Here is a 25283-nt window from a genome sequence, read left to right on the forward strand (position 1 = left end):
GGCGGTTGCAGGGGCTGAGTGCAACACGGTTATTGAATTGAAGCAGGCGCAGCATGATGCATTCCTACCACCTCTGTCATGACTTCAATCGGGCACTTCCAGTTGAAGCGTTTGCGCGGGCGAATGTTCATCAGGTAAGCGATCTCATCCAGCTGCTCCTGGCTGTGTACCGACAGATCTGTGCCCTTGGGCAGGAACTGGCGAATCAAGCCGTTGATGTTCTCGTTACTGCCTCGCTGCCAAGGGCTATGCGGGTCGCAGAAGTAAATGGCTACACCAGTGTTTTGCGTGATCTCGGCGTGCTTGGCCATCTCCCGGCCCTGGTCGTAAGTCATGCTCTTGCGCACCGCCAACGGCATCCGATTAAGCGCTGCACTGAAGCCCTCCATCGCCGACGTGGCCGTCGCGTCGCGCATCTTCACCAGCATCAAGTAGCCGCTGGTCCGTTCAACCAATGTACCGACAGACGATGCATTGGCCTTGCCTTTGATCAGGTCACCTTCCCAGTGTCCTGGCATAAGGCGGTCTTCAATTTCAGGCGGGCGCACGTGAATACTGACCATGTCGGGAATTTGCCCACGACGGTCAACGCCGCCACTGCGAGGTCTTCGCGAGCTCTTGCCCTGACGCAGGCAGATGATCAGCTCCTTACGCAACTCGCCAACCGGCAAGGCGTAGATCGCGTTATAGATGGTCTCACGACAGACGTAGGCGTCTTCAAAACTGGGAATGCTCATGCTGCGCAGCTTGCCGGCAATTTGCTCTGGAGAAAAGCGTTGGCGCAACAGGGCGATAACCAGCTCAAACAGTTCGCTGCCGGGCAGCAACCTTCGCTTCGGCCGACAGGCCTTGCGCCGGGAAAGAGTTCGGCTCTGAGCAGCATGGGCAACGTACGCAGCTTTCGGCCTACTGTTACGACGCAGCTCTCTGCTGACTGTGGATGGACTACGGCCCAACAGACCGGCGATTGCTCGCTGACTCAAGCCGTTCAGCTGGCCGATCTGGATCGTGACGCGTTCTTCAATGCTGAGTTCGTGATAGGACATAGGGCCGACACCTTACCGAAAGGTTCAGGTGTTGCACTCAGTTTCCGCGGCCGCCCCTTCTTTTGAAAAAGAATATTGCTGGCTTCGCTTGATTGGTAATCCCAATGAAGACTGTAGCTGTTTTTTATTTTTTCAATGTATATTTTCGGCAAGCCGATGTCTTCCTTCATCGAGGACAACTCCGTATCTGCTAGAGAAACCTAACGCTTGAACTCAGGAGTGTTCGAGGCGACAACTTTTTCGTCACAGCAAAATGGCCGGCGAGTCAAACTCCCCCTGCAGCACTCACAGTTCGGTTAACGCCTTTTCCAACCTTGCTTGGAACTTACCCTGGATATCATTCTTCCAAGAATCTTTGATCACGAACCGGGAACATGCGCGAACGCGTGTCCGCGAGACGTACTTCGGAAATGGCTTTCGATAGACGCGAAATTCTATTTCCTTGTTGCTTCGAGGATCTGCATAAACTCCGTACTCTTCGGCATCGAGTACATATTGCCGCACGCGCTCCTCTTCTGACATTTGAAATCCGAGCTCAACTAAACGCGACTCTGCCTTTACCCAATCACTTGGCTTGCGCGGTTCGCCAAAATATCCGGTTTCGCCCAACAGCTCTGGTTTGCTTGTCGGACCAGTTCGAATCAAAATTTCGCGCTGCATTCGCTCATTTTTTATTTTTTGCTGCTCTAGCTTCTGTGCCTCTTCAGCCGCGCTGAACTCGTCATGAAAGTGATCGAGCGCGAGCTGATGCGCGGCTTCCGTTACCACACATATCTGAGATTTGCCCCAGCCCGTTAGGTGCCTACGCAGCCCTTCAGGCAAAGCATACCCTCTTTCATAGGCGGAAGAAGTTCCTTCGCCACACAGCGGACAATAGGCCCGAGCCCCAAAGAGCGCCCCCTTCTCGTCTGGCAGTGCCTCCACTGTTTCTATTATTTGTTCAACCACCGAATCTAACCAATGGTAAGACTCAGACCGATCACTGCAGTGGTAGTAGCTAGTTAAAACTTGTCGATAAGCAACTGGCGCCAAGCCCACAATCGCGTATCGGGCCGAACATAGTTCCTGCTCGAGCTTCTTGATTTGTTCTTCAGGTGTACCCCATCGCCGTCGCATCAAAATCTCCTGCTATTCTTTTTTCTCCACCATGCCGATAACTTCGTAGCCGCACACTATGAATAGTCACCAATGGTGCATAGCTATATTAGGCACCAGTCGGTGCATAGCTATATTAGGCACCAGTCGGTGCATAGCTGACGAAGGGGAGTGGTTGATAGGACTCCATTCACCTTTTCAAGCCTCTAGCTCGAGCCTCCTGCGACCTTACGGACACTCTCAACCATTGCCGCTAGATAAGCTGTCGATATCCCCAAACCGTCTTCCGCGGAGACAAACCGACAGGTCAAGCAAAGCCGACGACAGTTTTTGCAGTCCGGAAAAACAAGTTCTCTCAGTTCGTAGCATCTAGCAACGGCTCAATCCCCCTGACAGAACTGTAGGATCGCCTCGGCTACTGCCTGTGGCGCCTCGCGCTGGGGGAAGTGGCCGACGCCTGGCAGCAACTGACGGTGGTATGGACCGCTGAACAGGGCCTCACGCCCGGCCGAGGTTTCCGGTGCGTTGCAGGTATCGGCCTCGCCGTGCAGCACCAGCGTTGGCACGGCGAGCACCGGGGCCGGTTGCAGCAGCGCCTCGTCCGATGCATAGGCAGGATCGCCGTCGACGAAGCCCCAGCGGTGGCGATAGGAGTGCAGTACCACGGCAGCCCAGTCCGGGTTGTCGAACGCCTCCAGCGCCTGGATGAAATCCGCCTCCCTGTACCAGCCGGCCGGTGACCAGGTATCCCACAGCAGTCGCGTGAAGGCCGCGCGATCCTCGATTACCGTCTGCTCGCCGCGCGGGGTGGCCATGTACCAGTGGTACCAGTAGTTGCGCGCCTGGCTGAGCGAGATGTGCTGGTTCGGGTCATTGGTGCCGTAGCCCACCGCGAGCATTACCAGCCGTGCGGCGGCGTGATGGCGCAGCCCGCAGGCGTTCGCCACCGCCCGTGCGCCCCAGTCATGGCCGACCAGCACCGGCTGGTCGAGGCGCAGCGCGTCGATGAAGTCCAGCAGGTCTCGGCCCAGTGCGGCGAGCTGACCGCTGCGTGGGGTCAGCGGATCAGTGAAGCGTGTCTGGCCGAAGCCACGCAGTGTCGGGCAGAGCACCCGGTAGCCCGCTGCGGCCAGGCGCTCGGCGACCTCGGTCCAGCTCTCGGCACAATCCGGCCAGCCGTGTACGAGCACGGCGACCTGTTGGCCACGGGGATTCCATTCGAGATAAGCGATATCCAGCACCGGCGTGCTGACAAAGGCATAGCGACTCATGCCGGCGTCTCCTTACGTTGGTCGAGCGGCCAGCATAAGCGTTCGTCTGGGTAAAAAAAGCAGGCCCGTCTCATCTGGATGGGCGCCGCATGGTTGACGGATGAGAACCTGGGCGGGATCACATTGCGCCCCGCCCAGGCGGCTGGCTTGGTGTCAGGAGCGGTTGGCTGACTGCGCCGCTTCGATCAGCGCGGCACCGATATCACCCTCGAACTTCTTCCACACCGGCTTCATCGCCTCGCGCCATTTGGCGCGCTGCTCGGGGGACAGTTCGATGATCTCGGTCTTGCCGGAGGCGGCGATGGTCTGGCGCGCCTTCTGATTGAGTTCGTCCGCCTGGCGGTTAACCTCGGCGGTGACCTCTTCCATGATCGTTTCCAGCTCGCCGCGCACGTCTTCCGGCAGGCCGCTCCAGAACTTGGTGTTGGTGATGACCATGTAGTCGATCAGGCCGTGGTCGGAGGCGGTCATGTAAGGCTGGACCTCGTGCACCTTCTGGCTTTCATAGTTCGACCAGGTGTTCTCGGTGCCATTGACCACGCCGGTCTGCAAGCCCTGGTAGACCTCGGCGAAACTCATCTTGCGAGGGTTTGCGCGCACCGCCTTGAACTGCTCGTCGAGCACTGCCGAGGCCTGTACGCGGAACTTCAGCCCGCGGGCATCTTTCGGCTCGCGCAGCGGCTTGTTCGCCGAAAGCTGCTTCATTCCGTTGTGCCAGTAGGCCAGGCCGGTGATGTTCTTGTCCTCCATCGCGCGCAGCAGCGCCTTGCCCTGCGGGCCGCTCTGGAAACGATCGGCTGCCGCCAGGTCGTCGAACAGGAACGGCAGGTCATAGATCTGAATGGCCTTGGCGTAATGCTCGAACTTGGCCAGCGAGGGCGCCAGCATGTGCACGTCACCGAGCAGCAGGGCCTCCATTTCCTTGCCGTCGCCGAACAGCGAGGAGTTCGGATAGACCTCGACCTTCACCTTGCCCGGCAGACGTTCCTCGGCGAGTTTCTTGAACAGCAGGGCGCCCTGCCCCTTCGGTGTGTTGTCCGCCACCACATGGGCGAACTTTATGGTCACGGGATCGGCGGCATGCACCAGCCCGGCAACGGTGAAAGAAAGCGCGCAGGCGAGTGCCTTGAGCTTGTTACTCAGCATGGAAGTACCCTCTTGTTTTTGTCGATTGGTACGTTTCGCGGGCAAGCGTTGCGGTCAGGGCACCGCTTGCCCGGCACGTTGCAGCAGGCGACGGGCACGGCCGATGACGGGGGCGTCGACCATCTGTCCGTCCACCACGAAAACCCCATCGCCGGAAGCTCCGGCGGCGAGGATGCGTTGCGCCCAGTCCAGTTCCGCGGCACTGGGCATCAGGGTTTCGTGCACCACGGCCACCTGGCTCGGATGGATGCACAGCAGGCCGCCAAAGCCCATGTCACGCGCGTCGGCAGCGGCACGGGCGAGGCCTTCGAGGTTCTTGATGTCGGGAAAGACGCTGTCCAGCGGTGCTGCCAGCCCGGCCAATCGCGACTGCAGCAGCAGCGCATAGCGTGCCTGGTCAAGCATGCGCTCGGCGCCGGCGGTGCCATTGGCCAGGCCGAGATCGAGGCCCAGGTCCAGCGCGCCGAAGGACAGCCGCTCGACACCCTGGGCATGGGCAATTTCCGCCAGATTGGCCAGCCCGCGGGCGCTTTCGACGATTGGCCAGACCGGCTTGCCGCAGCTGGCCGCCAGCGCAACCTGCACCGCGCTTTCGACCTTCGGCAGCAGCACGCCGGCGACTCCGGCATGACGGGCACAGAGCGCCAGGTCCGCGGCCTGCTCGGCATGGGTCGGCGCGTTGATGCGCACCAGCAGGCGCGCCTCCGGGTTGGCAGCGAGGAAGGCATCGAGGTTGCCCCTCGCCTCTGCCTTAAGGTTCTCCGCGACCGCATCCTCGAGGTCGACGATGACCACGTCGGCGCCGCTCGCCCGCGCCTTGGGAATGCGCTCCGGGCGGGTCGCCGGGACGAACAGCGCGCTACGGATGATCGATGAGTTCATGGGCTGGCTCCTGGGCATGCTCATACCGCGCCCTGCTCGTGCAAGCGCTGAATGTCGCCGGGGGCGTAACCCAGCTCGGCCAGCAGACTGTCGGTGTGCTGGCCCAGCGCGGGGATCGGATCCATGCGCGGGGCGAAGGCGCTGTTGCGTCCCGGCGGCAGCAGCGCAGGCAAGCGACCGGCCGGGCTGTCCACCTCGCTCCAGCGCTGGCGGGCCTGGAGCTGCGGATGCGCCCAGACACCGGCCATGTCGTTGACGTGGGCATTGGCGATTGGTGCGGCGTCGAGCCGGGCAATCACCTCTTCGGCGCTAAGACCGGCGAAAGTTTCGACGATGATCGCGCGCAATGCCTCACGATTGTCCGAGCGCTGCGAGTTGCTGGAGAAGCGCTCATCGCTGGCAAGCGCGGGTTGCAGCAGAACCTTTTCGCAGAACAGCAGCCACTCGCGCTCGTTCTGCAAGCCAAGCATCACCGTGCCGCCGTCGCCGGTGGGGAATGGGCCGTAGGGGTAGATGGTGGCGTGCGCGGCGCCGGCACGGGGTGGCGGCGTTGCGCCCTTGTAGGCGTAGTACAGCGGGTAGCCCATCCACTCCACCAGGCTTTCGAGCATGGAAACGTCGACGCGGCTGCCCTCGCCCGTCTTGTCGCGCAGCATCAGCGCCGAGAGCACACCGGTGTAGGCGTACATGCCCGCGGCGATATCGGCGATGGAGCAGCCGGCCTTGGCCATCTCGGTTTCGCCTGGGCCGCCGGTTACGGAGAGAAAGCCGCCCTCGCTCTGGATCAGCAGGTCATAGGCCTTCTTCTGCTCGTAGGGGCCGCCCTCGCCGTAGCCGGAGATGTCGCAGACGATCAGCCGCGGGAAACGCTCGTGCAGCGCGTCGAAGGACAGCCCCATACGCGCCGCGGCACCGGGCGCCAGGTTCTGCACCAGCACATCGGCACCCGCCAGCAGCTGGTCGAGCACCTGGGCAGCGGCGTCCTGTTTCACGTCCAGGCTCAGGCTTTCCTTGGAGCGGTTGGTCCAGACGAAATGCGAGGCCAGGCCGTCGACCCGCTCGTCGTAGCCGCGGGCGAAGTCCCCGGCACCGGGCCGCTCGATCTTGATCACCCGTGCGCCGAGGTCGGCCAGCTGGCGCGTGCAGAACGGCGCGGCGATGGCGTGCTCGAGGCTGACCACGGTGATGCCATCGAGTGGGCGGGGTTTGCCTTGGGTGTCGTTCATGTTCGGTTCCTGCAAATTCGGCGTTGGGTGGAAAAGGGCAACGCCTTTTCCACGCGTTTGTTCCAGCCCCTGGAGCTCTGGCGCCACATTGGTGGATGAGGCTTCGCCGTCATCCACCCTACGATTCAGTTCAGGCCAATGCGTCCAGCCGCTGCAGCTCGCGCAGGCGCCAGACCGTATCGATCAGCGCGCCCGCCTGGTCAACGCTACGCGCCGCGGAGAACTGCACCAGGCGGCGGAACTTGTCCTCCAGCTCGGCGCGACTCAACGTGTTGCCCGGGTCGCCCTTGGGTTCGTCGATGGTGCCGTGCAGCGTGCGGCCATCGGCGGTGGTCACTTCGACGCGACCGAGCCAGCGTGCCGGGTAGGCGCCGTCCACCTCGGGATCAAGCGTCATCGAGACCTTCTCGCGGAACTCGCCGACGCGCGGGTCGCTGAGCGCATGGCTGTGGAATTCGGTCAGGCCGGCCTTGCCGTACAGGGCGATCAGCCCCAGCACGGTGCCCATGGAGAACTTGGCCTGATGCACCGTCTGCGGCACCGTCACGCGGCCGAGCACGTCGATCGCGCCCTGGTGCACGCGGGTGGTGACCGAGGCAATGTCATCGGCCCCGAGCCCCTCGCGCTGCATCAGCGCCAGCAGCGCATCGGCCGCCGGGTGGGTATGGCGGCAGGAAGCGTGGAACTTGAAGGAGGTTTCCGCCAGCGCCCAGCGGCTGCCGAGCCGGTCGGACAGCTTGCTCGGCTCGGCATCGCTGGACATGCCCGCCGCCATGCCCTGCTCGCCTTCGAGTATGTTCTGCGCGCCGGTCAGGCCATCGGCGGTCAGGTAGGCGGCGAGCAGGCCATCGGCAGCCGCCTTGGCGGTGTGCAGCTGCTTGGAGTCCGCCGCGTCACGGAGAAACTCCCACAGCCCCGCCGCTTGCGTACCGGCGCTGCCGAGCAGATGGGTGAACTGCTGCTGGTCGAAATCCATCAGCTTGCCGACGGCCACCGCCGCGGCCAGGGTGCCGACCGTCGCGGTGGTGTGGAAGATGCGGTAATGCGAGCGGCCGAGGAACTCACCGATGCGGATGCCCGCCTCGTAGCCGGCCACCGAGGCCACCAGCAGCTCGCGGCCGGACTTGCCGAGATCCTGCGCCGCCGCCAGCGCAGCGGGAAACACCACCGTGGCCGGGTGCAGCACGGAACTGTTGTGCAGGTCGTCCTGCTCCACCAGGTGCGAACTGGCGGCATTCACCAGCGCGGCGAAATAGGCCGAGCTGCTCTGGCCGTTGACCAGAATGCGCGCCGGCCCGTCGGTCGGGCCCATGCTCTGCGCGTAACGCTCGAACAGCGGAATCGGATGCGAGCCGGCGCTGGCCAGGGCCGAGCCGAGCCAGTCGAGAAAGAGGTCTTCGGTGCGGGCGAGCACCGGTTCGGGGATCTGCTCATAGGCGAGCCCGGCGAGGAATTCGGTCAGGGCACGGGTGTGCTGGCTCATGCGTTGGGCTCCAGCGGATTCTCTAACGGATTGGACAGTTCGATGAGGTTCTGGTCGAGGTCGCGCAGGTACACTGAGCGGATCGGTCCGGTCGCGCCGGTGCGTTGCACTGGGCCTTCGATGATCGAGACGCCCTGCGTTTCCAGATGCGCAATGACTCGATCCAATGGCGTGGCGACGATAAAGCACAGGTCCGCCGAACCGGGCGTGGGCCGTTCGGCCTTGGGCTCGAACTCGCGCCCGGCCTGATGCAGATTGATCTTCTGATTGCCAAAGGTCAGCGCCTTGCGCCCTTCGCGGAAGGTCACCAGCTGCATGCCGAGCACGCGGGTGTAGAAGTCCACCGTCTTTTCGATATCGGCGACGGTGAGGACCAGATGGTCGATGTGGCTGATATTCATGACGCACTTCCCTCTTTCGTAGGGTGGAAATCGCGAAGCATTTCCACCACCTGTGTCGCCTGTTCGATACGCGTGAAAAAGGCTTCGCCGTTTTCCACCCTACGTTTGGCTCCGTTAGAACGAGCGCGGCAACTCGAGCAAGTGCTCGGCCACGTACGACAGGATCAGGTTGGTGGAGATCGGCGCCACCTGGTACAGCCGGGTCTCGCGGAACTTGCGCTCGACGTCGTATTCGTTGGCGAAGCCGAAGCCGCCGTGGGTCTGCAGGCAGGCATTGGCCGCCTCCCAGCTGGCCTTAGCTGCCAGGTACTTGGCCATGTTGGCCGCGGCTCCGGCGTTGCGGCCGCTGTCGTATTCCTCGCAGGCGCGCCAGCGCATCAGGTCCGCAGCTTCGATCTCGATATGCGCTTCGGCGATGGGGAACTGCACGCCCTGGTTCTGCCCGATGGGCCGGCCGAACACCACACGGTCGCGCGCGTACTGCGCGGACTTCTCGACAAACCAGCGGCCATCCCCGATGCACTCGGCGGCGATCAGCGTGCGCTCGGCATTCAGCCCGTCGAGGATGTAGCGAAAACCCTTGCCCTCCTCGCCAATCAGGCTACTGGCGGGAATCTCCAGATTGTCGAAGAACAACTCGTTGGTCTCGTGGTTGACCATGTTGGCGATCGGCTGCACGGTCAGGCCGTTGCCGATGGCCTCGCGCAGGTCGACGAGAAAGATCGACATGCCTTCGGACTTGCGCTGCACCTCGGCCAGCGGCGTGGTGCGCGCCAGCAGGATCATCAGATCGGAGTGCTGGATACGCGAGATCCACACCTTCTGCCCATTGATTACGTACTTGTCGCCCTGGCGCACCGCGGTGGTCTTGATCTTGGTGGTGTCGGTGCCGGTGGTCGGCTCGGTGACGCCCATGGACTGCAGCCGCAGCTCGCCGCTGGCCAGCTTCGGCAGGTAGTAGCGCTTCTGCTCCTCGCTGCCGTTTCTGAGCAGGGTGAACATGTTGTACATCTGCCCATGGATGCTCCCGGAGTTGCCGCCGCACCGGTTGACCTCCTCGAGGATGACCGAGGCTTCGGCCAGGCCCAGGCCCGAGCCGCCATATTCTTCCGGGATCATCGCCGAGAGCCAGCCGGCCTCGGTCATGGCCGTGACGAAGGCTTCCGGGAAGCCTTTCTCCTCGTCGATCCTGCGCCAGTACTCGGCGGGGAATTCGGCACAGAGGGCGCGCACGCCTTCGCGGATGAAGCTCAGTTCTTCGGTCTTGTTCGGGGTCATCTCAGTTCCTCAGAAAACGGGCGATGTCGAGTGGCTTGCCTCTCCCCCTCACCCCAGCCCTCTCCCTCCGGGAGAGGGGGCTGCATTCGCGTTTGGCTGGACTGCCTGGTAGCGCACTCAGCTTGAGGCTCACCAGACTTTCTTCCGCGGGACGACTATCACCTGCGCCCCTGACCACCCCGCAGATGCAGTCCCCTCGCCCCCTCGGGGAGAGGGTTAGGGTGAGGGGGCGGAGTCCCGCCATACACCTCAGTCGAATTCCACTTCGGCTTTCTGCGCCAGGCCGTTGTGATCGCCGGCCCAGAGTTCGGCCTTGCCCGGCGCCACGATGCGACCGCCGACCTCGAACGGCTGCGGTGCGATCAGCGGGCGCAGGCCGCGGTAGGCGAAGCGGCGCAGGCGGGCATCGGGATTGGCGCGGCAAAAGGCGCGCAGGTTGAGCGTGGCGATCAGCGGGCCGTGAACGACCAGACCGGCGTAGCCCTCGGCCTCGGTGACGTAGGGCCAGTCGTAATGGATGCGATGGCCGTTGAAGGTGACCGCCGAATAGCGGAACAGCAGCGTCGGCGTCGGCGTTACCGCCTCGCGCCACCCACCGGCGACCATGGGTTCGCCGCTGCTGGTCTTCGGTGGGCTGGGCTCACGGTAGACGATGTCCTGCTCTTCGCGGATGGCCAGACGACCGTCCTGCAAGTAGTCGTGCTGCACGGTGACGAACAGCAGCGCACCGGTGCGCCCGTGTTTTTCCTCGATGTGCTTGATGGTCGATACCCGCCGCGCCTCGCCACCGGCTTCCAGCGGACGAAGAAACTCGACCCGGCCGCCGGCCCACATGCGGTTGCGGTTATCGGCCGGGGGCAGGAAGCCGCCGCGCGCCGGGTGACCATCCTCGCCCAGGCCGCTCTCGGCGATGGGCTCCTGAAAGAAGCACCATTGCCACAACGGCGGCAACGCCTCGCCATGAGCGGGGGTGGTTTCGCCGAATGTGGCGGCGATGCGCATCAGCAGGTTGCGGCTGAGCTGGTCGTGCACTTCTTCGCTACGGCCAATCCAGGCAGAGATATCGGTCATTGCGGCTTCCGGTCGTTGTCTTTGTTTCGCTGGAGAATGCTACGACGGCGGCGTTCCGTGAATTTGTATTTACCGACACCGGCGTTCGGCTAAGCTGAACGCCGCTCCAAGTACCGGTATCAAGCGTGCATTTCGATCTGGCGGACCTGCGCCTGTTCATTCATATCGCCGAATCCCCGAGCCTGACTCAGGGCGCGCGCCGTGCCCATCTGTCACCGGCAGCGGCCAGCGCTCGCATCAAGGCGCTGGAAAGCCAGCTCGACAGCCGCCTGCTCTATCGCGACAGCCGCGGTGTCGAGCTGACGCCGGCCGGACACAAGCTGCTACAGCACGCACGGCTGATCATGCGTCAGGTCGATTACTTGAAGAGCGAGTTCACCGAATACGGTACCGACTCAGCCGGACATATCCGCATCTTCGCCAACACTACGGCCGTGACCGAATTCCTGCCGGAAGTGCTGGCCGGCTTTCTCGCCGAACGCCCTGGCGTGACCGTTGACCTGCAGGAACGGCTGAGCCGCGACATCGTCCGTGGCGTGCTCGACGGCAGCACGGACATGGGTATCATCGCCGGGCCGGTGCGCGCCGAGGGACTGCAGGTGCTGCACTTCAGCACAGACCGCCTGTTGCTCGCCGTGCCGATCGGCCATCCGCTGGCGGGCGAGCGACAGGTCACGCTGCGCCAGACGCTGGCCTACCAACATATCGGCCTGCATGAGGGCAGTACGCTGCTGACCTTCCTGCGCGATCAGGTGGAAAAACTCGGTGGTCAGCTATCGCTGCGCATCCAGGTCTCCAGCTTCGAAGCGGTGTGCCGGATGATCGAGGCCGGTGTGGGCATCGGCATCATTCCCGAATCCGCGGCAAGGCGGCACAGCCGCACCATGCAGCTTGCGCTGGTGGCACTGGACGAACCCTGGGCGGTGCGCGAGCGCAGCATTCTGGTTCGCGAACTGGACGCGCTGCCCGGTAGCGTTCGTGCACTGATCGCGACTCTCGTTCCCGACGACAAGGCGTGAGCGAACGTTACGCGCCGGATGCTGCCGAAAGGCGGGTAGCCCCGCTTCGGCGGACCATCGCAGGGAGCCACCATGTCCGCACTGACCAATCGACTGTTCCGGCTGTATCACCGAGTCACCGGCAGCATCGCCTTCTACCCGACCCTGATCGCCCTCGGCTTGGCCGTCCTTTGCGTCGTTACGATCCTGCTGGAGATGACCTGGCTGCAGCCGTACAAGGAAGACCTGGATCTGGGGCTGGTGAAGAACGCCGAGAACGCCCGGTTGATCCTCGGCACGCTGGTCGGCGGGATCATTTCGCTGATGGTGTTCAGCTTCTCGATGGTGATGGTGGTGCTCAACTCGGCCGCCTCGTCGCTGTCACCGCGAGTCATTCCCGGGCTGATCAGCAGCCGCAGCCATCAAGTGGTGCTCGGCGTCTATCTCGGCACGATCATCGATTCGCTGATGCTGATCTCGACCATTCAGGAAGGCGACGACATCAACGTACCGAGCCTGGGCATCTTCCTGGCGCTGGGGCTCGCGGTGATCTGCCTGTGTTTGTTCGTGTACTTCATTCGCTCCATATCGCTGTCGATCCAGGTGGATTACATCCTCAATCGCGTTTACAAGCAGACCTACGCCCAGCTGCAACAACGACGGGAGCGACTGGAGCGTTGCGAAGTCGCCGACTGGCCGGACGACAGCGGCTGGCAGACCGTCCGGGCGCGGCGCTCCGGCTATTTCAAGGCGCTGAACATCTCTGCGGTGCAGGATCTGCTCAACGAACAGGACGCCTGTATGACCGTGCAGGTGCACTACGGCTTTTTCGTCATGCCCGGCCATCCGTTGATCCGGCTGAGCAAAGAGCTGGACGAACAATGCGTCACGCAGTTGCTCGACTGTTTCGATTTCTACGTCGAGGAATACGCCCACCGGCATTTTTTCTTCGGCTTCAAGCAGATCATCGAGATTGCCGTACGCGCGCTAAGCCCAGGCATCAATGATCCGGGAACGGCGATCAAGGCGATCGACATGATAGGCGTGCTGCTCAGCGAACGAATGAAGTTGCCGGACTACGATGTCGCCCCCGAACAGGGTGCGCCACGGGTCTTCCTCAGCGAGCTCGATCTGCATCAGATGCTCCTGCTGGCCTTCGGCTCGCTGCGTGCATACGGCAAAGAGGACCTGCAGGTGCTGCTGACCCTGCTTCAGGCGTGCAAGAACCTCCTCTTCAGCGCGACGGACGCCGAGGACGAACGGGTGATCCTGCACCACGCCCAGGCGATCCTCGAACAGGCATCCACCTCGCTGAACGGCGCGCTGGATCGCTGCGCCGTAGCCGAGGCTGTGCAGTTACTGAACCAGGCTGTGCGTCACGCCGAGCCGCTGGAGAACACGCTGACGCGGGAGTCCTGAACATGCGCTCTGCCCTGGGCGGAGGCACGACAGCCCGGCCCGCCTCAATCATCTACAAATCAAACAGTTGCATTTCGTTGTGCTCGACGCAGGACGCGCCGCGACTTGTTTTCAGCCATCTCGTTATTTAGGGTGTCCCGATGAAAACCTTGATCGCACCTATCAGCTCCCTGCTCGCTGGCGTGGCTCTGCTCCTGCTCGGGCACGGGCTGCTCAATACTTTGCTTACGCTGCGCGGCGTTGCCGAAGGCTACTCCACCGGCATGATCGGCCTGCTGATGTCCGGCTATTTCGCCGGCTTCCTGATCGGCACCTGGCTGGCGCCCTCGCTGATCCGCCGCATCGGCCACATCCGCACCTTCGCCTTCTATGCCGCGCTGGCGGCGGTCGCCGTACTGGTGCACGTGCTGATCGTCAACCCGTGGGTGTGGCTGGTGCTGCGGGTGCTCTACGGGGTGTCGCTGGTCACGCTGTACATGGTCATCGAAAGCTGGCTGAACGCGCAGGTCAGCGGCGAGAAGCGCGGCCAGGTGTTCGCGCTGTACATGGCGGTCAACCTCGGCGCGCTGGCGGCTGCCCAACAGCTGTTGAGCCTCGACACACCGATGAATTTCACGCTGTTCGCGCTGGCCGCCATCCTCATCAGCAGCGCGCTGATGCCGATCACCCTGACCCGCCAGGCGCAACCCGCGCTGCCGGACATGCCAGCCACCGATTTGCTGCAACTGGCGCGCATCGCCCCGCTGCCGTTGATGGCGGCCGGTATTTCCGGGCTCACGCTGGGCGGTTTCTGGGGTCTGGCGCCGGTATATGCGAGCCAGGTCGGTTTCGATGCCGCCGGTGTCGGCCTGCTGATGAGCATCACGATTCTCGGCGGCGCGGTGCTGCAATGGCCGATCGGGTTGTTCTCGGACAAGCATGACCGGCGCGTCGTGCTGCTCTGGGTGGTAGCGATCGCCGCGGTCCTGGCGCTGGTGATCACACCGATCCTGTCCGGCTCGCTGCTGCTGGGGCTGATGTTTCTCTGGGGCGGGCTGGCATTTTCGATCTATTCGATCGCCGTTGCGCAGATGGTCGATCAGTTGCACCCGGATGAAATTCTTTCGGGTTCCAGCGGCCTGTTGCTGGCCAACGGCTTCGGTGCAGCGTTCGGCCCGGTGGTCGCCGGTGGTCTGATGCACCTGTTCGGCCATATCGCCCTGCCGCTGTTCTTCGCCGTGTCGCTGGGCATCCTCGCGATCTACTCGTTCTGGCGCCCGCGTCGCGTAGTGGATCTGGTCACCGAGCCGCACGGTCATTTCACACCCATGCTGCGTACCAGCCATACCGTGCTGGAGCTGATGCCCGACACCCCGGAAGTCGAAGCTGATGCTGCGCCAGACAACGAGGCGGAAATGGTCGACGAGCATCCGGTCGCGCAGGACGAGCCGATGCCACCACGGACCGGCACCCTGTAGCCGGCTGCTCCGCGGGCGGCGTGGCGACACAGGCCGATCAGAAGTCGACCTTGCCTCGCCCCGCCTTGATCGCGCCGCGCTTGGTCTTGCCTTCAAGCCGGCGCTTCTTCGAGCCGAGCGTCGGCTTGGTCGGGCGGCGCGCCTTCTCCACCTTGGCCACGCTGCGAATCAATTCAGCCAGTCGCTCCAGCGCATCGAGGCGGTTGTGCTCCTGGGTTCGATACCGCTGCGCCTTGATGACGACCACGCCTTCGCTGGTGATCCGGCTATCGCGCAGGGCCAGCAGCCGCTCCTTGTAGAACGGCGGCAATGACGACGCCTGGATGTCGAAGCGCAAGTGCAACGCGCTGGAAACCTTGTTGACGTTCTGCCCGCCCGCACCCTGGGCGCGGATGGCAGTCAGTTCGATCTCGGCATCCGGCAACTGCACGGCATTGGAAATTTCCAGCATGAAAGCTCGCGGCGGACGATGGGTGTCGGTGATTGTCCTATGACCTGCGCGCCACTGACACACTTTTTAGAACATTGGCCGTCAGCTGCCGGCAGCCGTTCGGCTAAGGTAAACGCCCGCCCCAACGGATCTGAACATGGACTCGATCACCCAGGCTCTACTCGGTGCCAGTGTACAAGGCGCGATGCTCGGTCGCTGGCAGGGTCGCAAGGCGCTCGTTTACGGCGCGGTGCTCGGGACCCTGCCGGACCTCGATGTGGTCATCGACTACGGCGATGCGGTCGCCAACATGACCTATCACCGCGGCTTCAGCCATTCGTTGTTCGTGCTGAGTCTGCTCGCCGTTCTGCTGACCTGGCTGATCAGGCGATTCCGCCCAGACGAGCGATACACCGGTACACGACTGTTCTTCGGCATCTGGCTGGTGCTGATCACTCACGTCCTGCTGGACGCCTTCACCAGCTATGGCACGCAGCTGCTCTGGCCACTGATCACGCCGCCTATCGCCTGGTCCAGCGTGTTCATCATCGACCCGCTGTACAGCGTGCCACTGCTCATTGCGGTGCTGGCGGGTCTGCTGTTTGGCCTGCGCGGACGCAGGGCCAGATGGCCCGCCTACGCCCTGGCCATTTCCACCTGTTATCTGGGGTTCACGCTGGCCGGCAAACAGATGGCCGAGCACCGCGTGCAGGCGACCATGGCTAGCCAGGGGATCCAGGCGGAGCAGATGTTCAGCACACCAACACCCTTCAACAGCCTGCTGTGGCGGGTGATTCTGGTCGATGGCGAGCACTATTACGAAACGCTGGTCAGCTGGTGGGATGCTGCACCACCCAGCCTCGTGCGGCTTCCACGCAACGCGCAGCTGGCCGCCGAGCTCAATGGCTCAGAGCAGCACGAACGCTTGAAGTGGTTTACCGGAAACGTGCTGCGCTATGACGTGGATGGCGATCAGCTACTGGTGACCGACCTGCGGCTGGGCATGACCGGCTTTCATCCATTCCGCTTTCCACTGGCAGAGCGCTCTGCCGAAGGCTGGCAGCTTATCGCGCAACCCGAACGACTGCCGGCCAACCGGGGCGACATGAGCCGCTTGGTCAGCCTGTGGCAGCGCATCTGGCAGCAGGAGCCAGCGCTGCCTCTGGCCGCCTGGGCCGCTGAACTGAACGGCGGTCGCTGAAGAAAGCGGCTCAAGGAGCTTGAGCCGCATACACCCCTACTCGGGTCAGGTGCGGAACTGACGAACCAGTTCCTGCAATTCCAGTCCCAGGCGTGCCAGCTCGGCGCTGGCACTGGCGGTGTGCTCGGTGGCACTGGCGCTCTGGTCACCGATATCCCGCACGCGGGTCACGCTCTCGGAAATGTTCTCGGCCACGGCGCTCTGCTGCTCGGCAGCTGCCGCGATCTGCTGGTTCATCTGCTCGATGGTCGAAACCGACTCCGTAATGCGCCCAAGCGCGACGCCGGCCTCGTTGGCCAGATCTACGGTCCTTTGAGTGAGGCCACGACTGCTCTGCATCTGCTCCACCGCCTGCTGCGCAACCCGCTGTAGGTTGGCGATGAGCCCCTCGATTTCCTCGGTGGAATCATGAGTACGCCGCGCCAGGGCACGAACCTCGTCAGCCACCACGGCGAAGCCGCGGCCCTGCTCGCCGGCACGGGCCGCTTCGATGGCCGCATTGAGTGCCAACAGATTGGTTTGCTCGGCAACCGCTCGAATCACCTCGAGCACGCTACCGATGCGTCCACTTTCGGCGTGCAACGCTTCGATCGCATGCGCCGACTGATTCACCTCGCCGGCCAGGTTGCCGATCTGTCCGACTGCATCCTGCACCACAAGATCGCCCTGCCGCGCCTGCTGATCCGCCTGGCGCGCGGCAATGGAAGCCTGCTCGGCATTGCGTGCAACCTCCTGCACCGTCGCAGCCATCTCGTGCATCGCGGTGGCCACCTGCTCGGTCTCGACGCGCTGAGTCTGTACGCCTGCGCTGGTCTGCGCAGTCACGGCCGAGAGCTGATCGGCGGCTGCAGCGATCTGGCTTACGCCGCCACCGATGCGGCCGATCAGATTGCGTAGGCTTTCGGTCATGTCGTGCATGGCGTTCTGCAGTTGCCCGACCTCATCACGACGCGAGCTTGCCGCGGAGTACGTCAGATCACCGCTGGCGACCCGCTGGGCCTGCTGGACGGTGCTCCGAAGCGGGCCGACGATCATTCGCGAGATCACCGTGGCGGCCAGCAGGCCGACGAGAATGGCCAGCGCGCCAATCACGCCGAGCAACATGTAGCTGCTGCCTTTCTGTTGCTGCATGGCGCTGCTGGCATTGGCCAAGGCCTCGTCGGCAGCTGCGATCACTACTTCGGACTGCTGGGCCATTGACTGTTCGAGCGCGAGGCGTTCGCTACGATTCTGACGGAACTCGTCGAACGCCAGCCTGTACTGGTCCAGCTCGGCCAGAGCCTTGTCCATGGAAGCCTTCTGGTCATCGTTCAGCCAGATCTTGAGATTGCTGCCGATGGTGGTCACGTTCCCGTGCGAGTCGCTCCAGCTGGTGGCTGCTTCATCCGAGCTATTGGCAACGTAGACATTCTCCAGGGTACGCATGTCCAGGATCTGCTTGGTCAGGCCCGAAGTCGCCTCGGCGACGGTCAGCGGATCGCTTCCCTTGAGCCGATCTCCCTCCAGCCGCAGCACCCGTACCGCGTCGTACATGTCCAGCTCGATGAACTCGAACTCCTCGCGACTGACCTGAGCGGCCTCCTGCATCCGCGTACGTAGCGCCACGCCGCGTTCGATCAACTGCATGTAGCGGTCGAACTTTTGCGCGTATTCATCCGCACCCTGGCTGATCCGCGTCAGATAGGCCCGCTCGGCGGCATCGGAGCTGGTGGTCAGGCCGGCGAGCTTCTGATTCAGTTGCTGCAGCGAGCCATGCAACGCCTCGGCCGAAGACGACTGACGGGTCAGCGCGTAGTCCCGCTCGGCACCACGCGCCGCCAGAATGGAGGCGTTGACGCTGGAAAGCTGCTCGATCTGCCGGGCCCGGCCAAGGATTTCATCGACGGCAACGAACCCGGTACCGGCCACTCCAAGCGTGAGCAGCAGTACCAGGCCGAAACCACCGATGAGCTTTTTGCCGACCGAGAGATTAGTGAGTGAATTCAGCACTGGTTCCATCAGAGAAGTTCCACAAAAGAGGCACGAACGGGAAGTCGGCAGAGATTACTAATAGTTGAGCGTTGCGGCTGGATATTTTTGGCGCCTTAAGACTGACGGTAAGTGCCAACGACCTTCCCCTGTCGCGGCCGACGCCAGGGTGTTATGGGTGCGGATCAGCTGCGGCTTTCAGCCAAGCCCCAGCGGCGAACTCGGTGACCCGCTGCGGGTGAATGACGTGCCTGCGACAGCTAGTGCTGCAGGTGCCCATAGAGCCGAGCGTAAAGCCCACCCTCGGCGATGAGCTGCTGGTGGCCGCCGTCTTCGGCGATGCGGCCACCGTCGAAGACCAGTACGCGATCCGCCTGTTTCACCGCCGACAGGCGATGGGCAATGATCAGCGTCGTACGCCCCTGAAGGAAACGATTGAGGCCTTGGTGCAGGGCATACTCCGTCGCCGCATCCAGCGCAGAGGTGGCTTCATCGAGAATCACGACCTTCGGCTCGGCCAGGATCATGCGTGCTACGGCCAGGCGCTGCCGCTGACCGCCGGACAGACGCACACCGGAACGGCCGACGATGCTGTCCAGACCGTTCGGTAATTGACGAATGGTATCGGCCAACTGAGCGATCTCCAGCGCCCGCCAGCAGGCGTCGTCATCTCGCTCGCGGCCCATCATCAGGTTGGCTCGCACACTGTCGTTGAACAACGCAGGGTGCTGCAGCACCACTGCAACGTTGTCGCGCACAGTGCCCAGCCCGATCTCTTCAAGCGCCACGCCGCCGAACTGGATCTGCCCGGCCTGCGGCTGATAGAGGCCCAGCAGCAGTTGCACCAGGGTGCTCTTGCCGCCACCGCTGGCTCCGACGATTGCGACCTTCTCGCCCGGCGCGATGCTGAGATCAAGCCCTTCCAGAATCGGTTCATCCTGATAGGCAAAGCGCAGACCTCGTACATCGATCGCCACCGTCGTCTGGCCGGCGAAAGGATCGCGTCCTCCGGCGTACTGCGGCTCGTCCGCCCGCGCCAGCAGCTGGTTGATGCGGCCCAGCGCACCGCCAGCTGCGTAGAAGGCGTACTGCAGGCTCAACAGTTGCTCCACCGGACCGATCATGAACCAGAGGTAGCTGAAGACCGCCAGCATCTGGCCGATCGACAGATCGGAAAACAGCACAGTGAGCATTGCCGCGGCGCGAAACACGTCAATGCCGAACTGGAACAGCAGGCCACTGGCACGGTTGGACGCGTCGGTCTTCCACTGCGAAGCAACCGCGTAGTCGCGTACCTCCCGCGCGCGCAAACCCAGGCGACCGAGGAAGAAACCCTGCCGGTTGCCGGCGCGCACTTCCTGGATGGCGTCGAGGGTTTCCGTGAGCGCCTGGGTGAAGCGCGACGTGCTGTCGTTCTCCAGCTTCTTCAGGTGCTTTACGCGCTTGCCCAGCTGCACCGTGGCGTAGATCACCAGCGGATTGAACAGGAGAATCAACAACGCCAGCTGCCAGTGCATCCACACCAGAACGGCCGCCGTGCCGAAAATCGACAGCACGGCCACCAGCAGACGGCTGAGAGTATCGCCGATGAACTTGTCGATAGTCTCCAGATCAGTGACCAGGTGCGCCGCCACCGTGCCGCCGCCGAGGCTTTCGTATTCCGCCAGGGCAATGCGCTTGAGCCGCTCGATCAGCCGCACGCGAATGCGATAAACGATGTCCTTCGAAAGCCGAGCGAACAGGCGCGCCTGCAGCACGTTGAACACCAGCGCAGAAGACCGCAATACCAGGGTCACGCCGAGCATGAGCCCGATATAGCCGACAGCGGTTTCCCAGCTGGCAGGCAGAAAGCGATCCATGATCTGCAGCGCCGAGTCGCCCGCTCCGAGCAGCACCTCGTCGACCAACAGCGGCAGCAGCAACGGAATCGGCACACTGCAGAGCGTCGCCAGCACGGCAACCAGATTCGCCAGGATCAGCGCTTTGCGATGGTGCAATGCGAGCCGGCGTATCTCTGCCCAGCTGAGTTGGTCAGGCATGGGCGTTACGCTCCAGCCAGCGTTCCAGTAGCGGGCTTAGTGCAGACAGCGGTTGATAGCCGTTGGTGACCAGCGCCAGTTGCCCTTCGTGCTCTGCCAGCAGTGTGGGGAAGCCGGCAATGCCGAGGTTCTCGACCCAGGTAAAGTCGGCCACGGTGGCTGCCGTGGTGGCCGGGTCGTCATAACGCTCGGCGAACTGACTCCGCGAAAGACCTGCGGTCTCGGCCAGGTCCACCAGCACCGCTGGCAGGGTCACATCGAACCCGTGCTGGTAGAACGCCTGCTGAATCGCCAATGACAGCGACCAGACGCGAGATTCATCGAGGCTGCGAGCAGCGACAAGCGCACGGCAAGCGGGCTCCGTGTCGTAGATCAACGCGTCAGGCAAGCCCTTATCCAGATTGAACGACTGACCTGTCGCCGAGTGCACGGCCTGCCAGTAGGACAGCGTGCGCTGCCGCCCTGCCTGATCCATAACGCCCTGCTCGCGACGCAGCCCGCCCACCCTCAGCTCTAGCGATACGCCCTGAGCCGCGGCTTGCTCGGCCAGCGCCGTCATTACCGGCGCGAATCCCCAGCACCATGAGCACATTGGGTCCATCACATAGATCAGTCGGGCCACTTCGATACTCCAATGGCAGGCTGGCGCAGCAGCCAGTTGGCTCAGCGGTCTAGTTTTCGCGGGTCGCGGCCGATGGGATACGGCTGATTGCGTTGACGCGCCAGCTCGATCTGTTTCTGCCGTTCGCGAGCTCCGGCGCGCGTCTTCTCACTTAACGTATCCCAGCAATGCGGACAGCTGATACCCGCAGCGTAGTGCTCCGATTGCCGATCTTCCACGGATAGCGGTGCGCGGCAGGCATGGCATAGATCGAACTCGCCGACACTGAGATCATGCCGCACGGTCACGCGGTTATCGAACACGAAGCAGTCGCCCTGCCAGCGACTTTGCGTCTCCGGCACCTCCTCCAGATACTTGAGGATGCCGCCCTTGAGGTGATAAACCTCCTCAAAGCCCTCACCGAGCATATAGCTCGACGCCTTCTCGCAGCGAATGCCGCCGGTGCAGAACATTGCGACCTTCTTGTGCTTTGCCGGGTCGTAGTGAGCCTTGATGTAGTCAGGAAAGTCTCGGAACGATTTGGTCTTCGGGTCGACCGCACCTTCGAACGTACCGATTGCCACTTCGTAGTCGTTACGGGTGTCGATCAGCAACACTTCCGGATCGGCGATCAGCGCGTTCCAGTCTTGCGGCTCGACATAGGTTCCAACCTGCCGATTCGGATCGACACCCTCAACGCCGAGCGTGACGATCTCCTTCTTCAGCTTGACCTTGGTGCGATAGAAAGGCTGCTCGTCGCAGTACGATTCCTTGTGGTCGATGTCGGTAAGGCGGTCATCGAGCCGAAACCATTTAAGCAGCGCATTGATGGCCTCGCGGGTACCGGAGACCGTGCCATTGATACCCTCCTCGGCCAACAACAAGGTGCCCTTGATGCCATTGTGCGTGAGGGTTTCGAGCAGGGGTTCGCGCAGCGCAACGTAATCAGGCAGCGATACGAACTTGTACAGCGCTGCCACAACGATTTTTCGTGTCATGGGTACTTCCGCCAGTGGTCACCCGCGTAAAGGGTGGACCGGATACAAACGAAAGCGCCGGCGTGGGCCGGCGCGGGGAGGAAGTCTAACAAAGAACGGCAAGAATGGTCCCGTGCGAGACGGCGCGCTATTTATGCCCACCAGCACAAACCGGTGATGCCGGGGCCGTGCCTTGTTGCGCCCACTCCTCAGGCGTATAGGTATGCAGCGCAAGGGCATGGATCTGTTGCATCAGTGCCCCCATCGCGGCATAAGCCTTTTGGTGGCGCTTGACCGAATTCAGTCCAGTGAACTGCTCGCTGACGATCACGGCTTTGTAATGTGTTTCCTGCCCGCGACTGTGTGTGTGGCTTTCATCGAGCACTTCAAGGTGCTCGGGCTGCAAGGCTTGCAGGGCGTCTTGGATCAAATCGAGCTTGCGCATAGCAGGGTCTCTTAAGGCTTCTGTTTCTCGAGTTCGGCCGTCATCTCGGACAGCAGGTTATTCACTTCCGGCACCGCGCTTTCCAACTTGACCTGGGTAAGCTGAGCCGAGCGAGCATTGAGCTCCGGCAGCTTGCTGAGCATCTTCTTGCCGAGTTGCGACTCATAAAAATCGATCAGCTGATTCAGTTCCGTTTCGGAGAACTGGCTGGTGTACAAAGCGACCAGATCCGGCTTCAGCTTGTCCCACCCTATAGCCTTGTCCAAAGCAGTATTGGCCTGAGCCTGATAGCGCTCGAGCAGCGCCTTCTTGGTATCTGGCGCCTGCGCTTCGGCAAAACGCTGCGCAAACATCTGCTGCACCTGGGCATAAACAGGTACGGCGAGCCGGTCAGCATTGGCAAGCTGCAGAAAACGTTCTGCACTTCCCGCATGGCTCGCACTATCGGCAAAAGCCGATGAACTGATACAGATGAACAGCGCTGCAGCGCGCAGGGTCTGGACACGAAAAGTCGACATTGGAAATCCTTGGGCTGGCTATAGGTAGCCCTCAATGGACACATTCTGCGCTCGGAGTTCCAATGCCTCAAGCGGCCGAAGGCAAAGCTACGGAACTGCCGATGCCGCAGGGCAGCCTAACCAGCAATATCGAGCAGGAGCATGGCATGACGCGTATAGAGACCGACAGTCTGGGGCAAGTCGAAGTACCGGAACAGGCTTACTGGGGCGCACAGACGCAGCGATCGCTGAGCAACTTCGCGATTGGTAGCGAGCGAATGCCTATCCAGGTGCTGCATGCGTTAGCGCTGATCAAGAAAGCTGCAGCGCGTGTGAACAATCGAATTGGTGATCTGCCGCCCGACATCGCGCGCCTGATCGAGCAAGCCGCGGATGAGGTTCTGCATGGTCAGCACGACGACCAGTTTCCGCTGGTCGTCTGGCAAACCGGCAGCGGCACGCAAAGCAATATGAACGTCAACGAGGTGATCGCGGGTCGCGCCAATGAGCTGGCGGGCGGCAACCGAGGCGGCAAGGCGCCAGTCCATCCGAACGATCACGTTAATCGCGCGCAGAGCTCCAACGACTGCTTCCCGACAGCAATGCACATTGCGGCCGCCAAAGCCGTGCACAGCCAACTGCTGCCTGCCATTGCAGAACTGTCCGGTGGACTGGCAGAGCTTGCGGTGCGACACAACAAGCTGATCAAGACCGGACGCACCCATCTGATGGACGCAACTCCGATTACCTTCGGCCAGGAGATGTCGGCGTTCGTCGCGCAGCTCGATATCGCAGAACGCACGATCCGTCAGTGCCTGCCGGCTGTTTATGAACTGGCGCAGGGGGGTACTGCGGTAGGCACCGGTTTGAACTCGCCACACGGCTTCGCCGAAGCCATCGCAGCGGAGCTGGCCGCTCTCTCGGGCCTCCCCTTCGTCTCTGCCCCAAACAAGTTCGCCGCGCTGGCCGGACATGAGCCGCTGGTCGCGATGTCCGGTGCGCTGAAGACGCTGGCCGTCGCGTTGATGAAGTTGGCCAATGATCTTCGTCTGCTCGGCTCCGGTCCGCGCGGGGGATTCGCTGAGGTGCGATTGCCAGCCAACGAACCAGGCAGTTCGATCATGCCCGGCAAGGTCAATCCAACCCAATGCGAAGCCTTATCAATGCTCGCTTGCCAGGTCATGGGCAATGACATGACGATCAGCTTTGCAGCGAGTCAAGGACATCTGCAATTGAACGTATTCAAGCCGGTGATCATTCATAACCTGCTTCAATCGGTCCAACTGCTGTCCGATGGATGCCGCAACTTCAACGCTCATTGCATTTCCGGATTAGAGCCGGACCCGGCGCGTATGGCCGAGCATCTGGAACGCGGGCTTATGCTGGTAACCGCACTGAATCCTCACATCGGCTATGACCGGGCAGCTGAAATCGCCAAGAAGGCCTATGCGCAAGGCACCACATTGCGCGAAGCAGCCATGGAGCTTGGTTACCTTACCAGCGAGGAGTTCGATCAATGGGTTCGTCCAGAGACGATGCTTGAAGCCGGACAAAGGGAATAACGGTGTAGCGGAAGCGTCTGTCTGCTGGGTGCTCTCAACACGCCTGCCGCCAACCTTAGGTCGCGCTGTGCCGGCTGGGGCTGCCTAAGCCCAGCCCAGAGCAATGTATCTAGATGACAGCTGCGGGAGGCTCCAGCTCAAGCATTAGCTAGTGCCGGCCAAGACCCAACGGCTGGCTCTGCTCCAGCACTTCGGGGGTGTTAGGACTGAACGCTACGTGGTTGTCGGGGGCAGGCTTCTATTTTAACACCACCCCAAAGCATCCGACCTGAATGAACTTTATAAGCTTGCAATGCAGCAATGCAACAATGCAATTGAAGGGTTGGCGGAAGGTACTTCGTAGGCACGCGCTAGACGAAAAACAGCACAAGATAACTGCAGTTCAGCTGCACTATCGGCAATTCCAGCACCGCCTTAGCACCTTGTGCTTTTCTCTGCCCCAAAAGCAAACCCCCGACCAGCTTACGCGGGTCGGGGGTTTGGGAAAGGAGCTTGACGATGACCTACTCTCACATGGGGAGACCCCACACTACCATCGGCGATGCGTCGTTTCACTACTGAGTTCGGGAAGGGATCAGGTGGTTCCAACGCTCTATGGTCGTCAAGCAATTCAGTTGCTGCCTCGGGGTTTAGCCGCTGCAGCCAATCGGGTATGTGATGAATCGGTATTGCGTGTTCGTGCAGATTTTCGGTCTGTTTGTCGACTTTCCGTCTAACAGCCAAATTGTTTGGGTGTTATATGGTCAAGCCTCACGGGCAATTAGTATTGGTTAGCTCAACGCCTCACAGC

The 25283-nt window shown here is 62.2% G+C and carries 22 protein-coding genes and 1 rRNA gene; 5 read left to right on the forward strand and 18 right to left on the reverse strand.

The features are described 5' to 3' along the window. Positions 1–29: 29 nt before the first annotated feature. The 10 genes from BM275_RS21340 to BM275_RS21385 form a co-directional block, all read right to left on the reverse strand. Positions 30–1046, reverse strand: a complete 1017-nt coding sequence (locus BM275_RS21340) for an IS30 family transposase (protein ID WP_090523474.1) — start codon at positions 1044–1046, stop codon at positions 30–32. Between the two features lie 285 nt (positions 1047–1331). Next, the gene (locus BM275_RS22185; protein ID WP_139229600.1) at positions 1332–2162 is read right to left on the reverse strand and encodes a hypothetical protein; all 831 of its coding nucleotides are present in this window, start codon (positions 2160–2162) and stop codon (positions 1332–1334) included. A 359-nt stretch (positions 2163–2521) separates the two neighbouring features. Then, positions 2522–3412 carry an alpha/beta fold hydrolase gene (locus tag BM275_RS21350; protein WP_090523479.1) on the reverse strand — a complete coding sequence of 297 codons (891 nt, stop codon included), beginning with the start codon at positions 3410–3412 and terminating at the stop codon, positions 2522–2524. 153 nt (positions 3413–3565) lie between these two features. Then, positions 3566–4558 (reverse strand): TRAP transporter substrate-binding protein, encoded by a 993-nt coding sequence (locus tag BM275_RS21355; RefSeq protein ID WP_090523482.1) that lies wholly within the window; start codon positions 4556–4558, stop codon positions 3566–3568. A gap of 54 nt (positions 4559–4612) precedes the next feature. Then, positions 4613–5440 (reverse strand): HpcH/HpaI aldolase/citrate lyase family protein, encoded by an 828-nt coding sequence (locus BM275_RS21360; protein ID WP_090523485.1) that lies wholly within the window; start codon positions 5438–5440, stop codon positions 4613–4615. Positions 5441–5460: 20 nt separating this feature from the next. Further along, on the reverse strand, positions 5461–6666 hold the full coding sequence (locus BM275_RS21365) for a CaiB/BaiF CoA transferase family protein (RefSeq protein WP_090523488.1): 1206 nt from the start codon (positions 6664–6666) through the stop codon (positions 5461–5463). A gap of 130 nt (positions 6667–6796) precedes the next feature. Then, positions 6797–8149, reverse strand: a complete 1353-nt coding sequence (locus BM275_RS21370; RefSeq protein WP_090523489.1) for an MmgE/PrpD family protein — start codon at positions 8147–8149, stop codon at positions 6797–6799. Continuing rightward, positions 8146–8550: a VOC family protein gene (locus BM275_RS21375; RefSeq protein ID WP_090523492.1), complete on the reverse strand. Its 405-nt coding sequence runs from the start codon at positions 8548–8550 to the stop codon at positions 8146–8148. Before BM275_RS21375 ends, BM275_RS21370 begins: the two co-directional genes overlap by 4 nt. 114 nt (positions 8551–8664) lie before the next feature. After that, positions 8665–9828, reverse strand: a complete 1164-nt coding sequence (locus tag BM275_RS21380) for an acyl-CoA dehydrogenase family protein (protein WP_090523494.1) — start codon at positions 9826–9828, stop codon at positions 8665–8667. Between the two features lie 249 nt (positions 9829–10077). After that, the gene (locus BM275_RS21385) at positions 10078–10899 is read right to left on the reverse strand and encodes an HTD2 family dehydratase (protein ID WP_090523496.1); all 822 of its coding nucleotides are present in this window, start codon (positions 10897–10899) and stop codon (positions 10078–10080) included. Between the two features lie 125 nt (positions 10900–11024). On the opposite strand from BM275_RS21385, the gene BM275_RS21390 reads away from it, so the two are divergent. The 3 genes from BM275_RS21390 (at position 11025) to BM275_RS21400 (ending at position 14773) form a co-directional block, all read left to right on the forward strand. Next, positions 11025–11918 (forward strand): LysR family transcriptional regulator, encoded by an 894-nt coding sequence (locus BM275_RS21390; protein WP_090523498.1) that lies wholly within the window; start codon positions 11025–11027, stop codon positions 11916–11918. Between the two features lie 72 nt (positions 11919–11990). Next, entirely contained in the window at positions 11991–13316 is a 1326-nt protein-coding gene (locus BM275_RS21395; RefSeq protein WP_090523501.1) for a DUF2254 domain-containing protein, read from the forward strand. A 140-nt stretch (positions 13317–13456) separates the two neighbouring features. Then, entirely contained in the window at positions 13457–14773 is a 1317-nt protein-coding gene (locus BM275_RS21400; RefSeq protein ID WP_090523503.1) for an MFS transporter, read from the forward strand. Positions 14774–14810: 37 nt separating this feature from the next. Here the strand turns inward: BM275_RS21400 and arfB are convergent, their stop codons facing one another. After that, positions 14811–15224, reverse strand: coding sequence for an alternative ribosome rescue aminoacyl-tRNA hydrolase ArfB (gene arfB, locus BM275_RS21405; protein WP_046622352.1), 414 nt, complete (start codon positions 15222–15224; stop codon positions 14811–14813). A 136-nt stretch (positions 15225–15360) separates the two neighbouring features. On the opposite strand from arfB, the gene BM275_RS21410 reads away from it, so the two are divergent. Then, positions 15361–16404: a metal-dependent hydrolase gene (locus BM275_RS21410; protein ID WP_090523506.1), complete on the forward strand. Its 1044-nt coding sequence runs from the start codon at positions 15361–15363 to the stop codon at positions 16402–16404. Positions 16405–16449: 45 nt separating this feature from the next. Here BM275_RS21410 and BM275_RS21415 read toward each other — a convergent pair whose 3' ends face one another. From BM275_RS21415 to BM275_RS21440, 6 genes are all read right to left on the reverse strand, one after another. After that, on the reverse strand, positions 16450–18402 hold the full coding sequence (locus BM275_RS21415; RefSeq protein WP_090523509.1) for a methyl-accepting chemotaxis protein: 1953 nt from the start codon (positions 18400–18402) through the stop codon (positions 16450–16452). A 230-nt stretch (positions 18403–18632) separates the two neighbouring features. Then, entirely contained in the window at positions 18633–20411 is a 1779-nt protein-coding gene (locus BM275_RS21420; RefSeq protein WP_090523512.1) for an ABC transporter ATP-binding protein, read from the reverse strand. Next, positions 20404–21012 carry a DsbA family protein gene (locus BM275_RS21425; RefSeq protein WP_255780021.1) on the reverse strand — a complete coding sequence of 203 codons (609 nt, stop codon included), beginning with the start codon at positions 21010–21012 and terminating at the stop codon, positions 20404–20406. The genes BM275_RS21420 and BM275_RS21425 overlap by 8 nt, the downstream gene beginning before the upstream one ends. A gap of 62 nt (positions 21013–21074) precedes the next feature. After that, positions 21075–22010: an oxygen-dependent tRNA uridine(34) hydroxylase TrhO gene (gene trhO, locus BM275_RS21430; RefSeq protein WP_090523514.1), complete on the reverse strand. Its 936-nt coding sequence runs from the start codon at positions 22008–22010 to the stop codon at positions 21075–21077. A gap of 127 nt (positions 22011–22137) precedes the next feature. After that, positions 22138–22434 carry a BolA family protein gene (locus BM275_RS21435; RefSeq protein ID WP_014820626.1) on the reverse strand — a complete coding sequence of 99 codons (297 nt, stop codon included), beginning with the start codon at positions 22432–22434 and terminating at the stop codon, positions 22138–22140. Between the two features lie 11 nt (positions 22435–22445). Continuing rightward, positions 22446–22952, reverse strand: coding sequence for a DUF2059 domain-containing protein (locus BM275_RS21440; protein WP_090523516.1), 507 nt, complete (start codon positions 22950–22952; stop codon positions 22446–22448). A 146-nt stretch (positions 22953–23098) separates the two neighbouring features. Here BM275_RS21440 and BM275_RS21445 point away from each other — a divergent pair, with 146 nt between their 5' ends. Further along, positions 23099–24493: a class II fumarate hydratase gene (locus BM275_RS21445; protein ID WP_046622366.1), complete on the forward strand. Its 1395-nt coding sequence runs from the start codon at positions 23099–23101 to the stop codon at positions 24491–24493. Between the two features lie 490 nt (positions 24494–24983). Here the strand turns inward: BM275_RS21445 and rrf are convergent. Then, positions 24984–25099, reverse strand: a 5S ribosomal RNA gene (gene rrf, locus BM275_RS21450). Between the last annotated feature and the right edge of the window lie 184 nt (positions 25100–25283).

This window comes from Stutzerimonas kunmingensis (genome assembly GCF_900114065.1).
Classification (GTDB): domain Bacteria; phylum Pseudomonadota; class Gammaproteobacteria; order Pseudomonadales; family Pseudomonadaceae; genus Stutzerimonas; species Stutzerimonas kunmingensis.